The 2,997-nt window shown below is 62.6% G+C and carries 3 protein-coding genes, 1 tRNA gene and 1 pseudogene; 2 read left to right on the top strand and 3 right to left on the bottom strand.

What is annotated here, in order from left to right:
* Position 1: 1 nt before the first annotated feature.
* A tRNA-Ile gene (locus tag NKH29_RS32435) sits at positions 2-77 on the bottom strand.
* Between the two features lie 171 nt (positions 78-248).
* Between NKH29_RS32435 and NKH29_RS32430 the strand changes: the two genes are divergently transcribed.
* Entirely contained in the window at positions 249-959 is a 711-nt protein-coding gene (locus NKH29_RS32430; protein ID WP_023719319.1) for an SIMPL domain-containing protein, read from the top strand.
* 135 nt (positions 960-1,094) lie between these two features.
* Here NKH29_RS32430 and NKH29_RS32425 read toward each other — a convergent pair whose 3' ends face one another.
* Both NKH29_RS32425 and NKH29_RS32420 read right to left on the bottom strand, forming a co-directional pair.
* Complete coding sequence (locus NKH29_RS32425; protein WP_023719320.1) at positions 1,095-1,454, bottom strand: hypothetical protein; 360 nt, start codon at positions 1,452-1,454, stop codon at positions 1,095-1,097.
* 247 nt (positions 1,455-1,701) lie between these two features.
* Positions 1,702-2,148, bottom strand: a complete 447-nt coding sequence (locus NKH29_RS32420) for a YcgN family cysteine cluster protein (protein WP_023719321.1) — start codon at positions 2,146-2,148, stop codon at positions 1,702-1,704.
* A 221-nt stretch (positions 2,149-2,369) separates the two neighbouring features.
* On the opposite strand from NKH29_RS32420, the pseudogene NKH29_RS32415 reads away from it, so the two are divergent.
* Positions 2,370-2,997, top strand: a pseudogene (locus tag NKH29_RS32415) (OmpA family protein); the annotation flags it as partial.

Here is a 2,997-nt window from a genome sequence, read left to right as displayed (position 1 = left end):
ATGGTGGGCCCGGAGGGACTCGAACCCCCAACCAAGCGGTTATGAGCCGCCGGCTCTAACCATTGAGCTACAGGCCCCACGGCGTTGGATTAGTGTTTTTCCCTGAACCGCACAAGGCTTTCAGAGCGGCTTTCCGAGGGGGCTGGCCGAGACCGCCCAAATCAGCCCATATTGATAACCTATTGCACGTCCCCCATTGGAGCCGCTCGACACTCGGCAGTCTTGGGATCGCAGATCGAGGAGATTTCATGACCAGACGTATTTTGCCACTGGCGATTGCCGCCGCAATCGCATTTCCGGCGATCGCCGGCGCCGCCGATTCGCCGCCGCCGCCGCGCATCGTCGTCACCGGCGAAGGCGAGGCGGCGATAGCACCCGATCTGGCTCTGCTGACGCTCAGCGTCATGCGCGAGGCCAAGACGGCGCGTGCCGCGCTCGATGCCAATAACGACGCCATGGCCGCGGTGATCGCGGCAATGAAATCGTCCGGCATCAAGGAGCGCGACCTGCAGACCGCGGGCATCCAGATCAACCCGCGCTATAACTACACCAACAAGCCCGACGGCAGCCAGGAGGCCGAACTGGTCGCCTATCAGGTGACCAACACGCTTTCGGTGCGCATCCGCGACATCGACAAGACCGGCGACATTCTCGACAAGGCGGTGTCGCTCGGCGTCAACCAGGGCGGCGGCATCTCCTTCTCCAACGACGATCCGGCGGCAGCCGTCACTGAAGCGCGCAAGAAGGCCGTCGCCAATGCCATGGCCAAGGCCAAGACGCTGGCCGAAGCGGCCGGCGTCGGCATCGGCCGGGTTCTGGAAATCACCGACCAGAATTTCGCACCGCCGCCGATGCCAATCAACGCCAAGGCTTTCGATGCGGCCGGCGCATCGGTCCCCGTGCAGGCCGGCGAGAATTCCTATACCGCGCAGGTGACGGTGACTTTCGAACTGAAGTGATCGTCGATCGCAGCGCATAAAAAACCCCGGAGGACCGATCCTCCGGGGTTTTCGAGCCGCACCTTTCCGTCCTGGCGGAAAGAGGCTCCGCTACTTTACCGGCTGAAAGACGCCGGCCGCAAAGCTTCGACGGGCTTAGCGATAGATAATCGGACAACCGCGCTCGTTGGCGAATACGATCACCACGCGGTCGCCGTACTGGCGGCCAGCGACCTTGACCGTGCGGCGGTTGATGTCGACGATGCGGGCGCGGCGCAGGCCCATACGTTCGGCCTTGTCGAGGGCACGCTCCGGCGAACAGGAGCGGCGCCAGTTGCGCTCACGGCGGTGTTCGCGATAGTAACCATCATCTTCGTCGCCGGTATAGACGCCGACGCGCGGATCTTGGTTGTTGCCGAAGCCGAGATAGATACTGTCTGCATGGGCTGGGATGGCAGCAAGCGTGCCAAGGCCGACAAGAGCCGAAAGAGCCGCCGTCTTGATGGTGTTGAACATTGTCTTCTCTCCTTGTTTGAGGGTTTCCACCCGTTTTCGTCGAACCGATGGGAGGAGAATGCACCCGCCTGTCTGAATTTTTTGCGAACCGGCCGTTCATCTCCGGTTCATGCGGCAGAACCGGGATAGTCTCTCGCTTCCGGAACCGGTGCTATGGACGGCGGTCCTACATAGGGTGGACCGGCATGGGCGGATAGGCAACGTCCGTTTTGCTGTCGGTTCTGGGTCCTCGATTCCGGAGTAAATCCTAAGGCTCGTCTGCAAGCATATGGTCGAAATAATCCTCCGGCTCGGCAAGCTCCGTCTCGCTGGCGCTGACCCGGCCGCGCATCGAGATGCCGGCCTCGTGCACAGTCTCGTCGCTTCCCGACACCAGCCTGTGCCACCAATAGAGATCGCGGCCCTCGGCAACCAACCGGTAAGCGCAGGTCTTGGGCAGCCAGCTGATGGTGCGCACATTCTGCGGCGTCAGCCCGACGCAATCCGGAACACGCGCCAGCCGGTTGGTATAATCGGAGCAGCGGCAGCTTCCAGCGTCGAACAGCCGGCAGCCGACGCTGGTCCAGTAGATATCTCCGGTGTCCTCGTCTTCGAGTTTGGACAGGCAGCATTTGCCACAGCCGTCGCAGAGCGATTCCCACTCGGCCGGGGTCATCGCCTCCAGCGTCTTGGTTTTCCAGAACGGCTTTTCCATCGTCGGCATGTGGACCTCGGAGGCGTCAAGGTCAAGCGCAGCAACCCATGCACCCTCGTCCGAACAATACGCCGGGACCATACGCCAAGACCATACGAATGACATGAAGTCGCCTTCAAAACGCCGGTCAATCGCCCTGTGCCACCGCTAAGACCTACAAACAGGAACCAAACATGGTTGCTGAAAGTTTGGGCAGGGATGGGACGCCACAAGGAGTGTTTATGATGAAACGCCAACCACGGATTCTGGCAGGCACGGCGCTTGGCCTGTTGATGGCGTCCGCGCCGTTAGGCGCGTTCCCGCTGCAAGGCAGCGCCGCATTCGGCCCCGCTCGGAACAGCGCAGTGCTTATCCCGGCGCAGTCGAATTGCGCCGAAGGCGAGTCGGCCGAAGCCTGTGCCCAAGGCGGGCAGGCGGAGCCGGAACAGAAGCCCGGCAAGAGGCGCGAACGGCAGGAGCGAACCGAAGCACCCGCCGAACAATCGGGCGAGTCCGAGCAAAAGCCGCGCCGGAACAAGCGCGAGCAGCAACAGACCGAATCCGCGCCCGCCGAACAACTCGCGCCCTCGGGCGGAGAGGAGCAGGGCAATCAACGCAGGAAAAAGAGGCAGCAACAGCAGATCGAAGCCGAACAGCCGGCCGAGCAGGCTGCACCCGTGAATGACGATCAGCAGATCAAGCCGCGCAGGAAGAAGCGCGACCAGCAACAGCGGGAAGCCGCACCTGCTGAACAGCCGGCCGAGCAAGCTGCGCCCGCGAGCGACGATCAGCAGCAGCTCAAGCCGCGCAGGAAGAAGCGCGACCAGCAACAGCAGGAAGCCGCACCTGCTGAACAGCCGGCCGAGCAGG

The organism is Mesorhizobium sp. M1295, from assembly GCF_040318135.1.
Lineage (GTDB): Bacteria > Pseudomonadota > Alphaproteobacteria > Rhizobiales > Rhizobiaceae > Mesorhizobium.
Note: the sequence above shows the minus strand (reverse complement) of the source record. Positions and strands in the feature narration are given on the sequence as shown.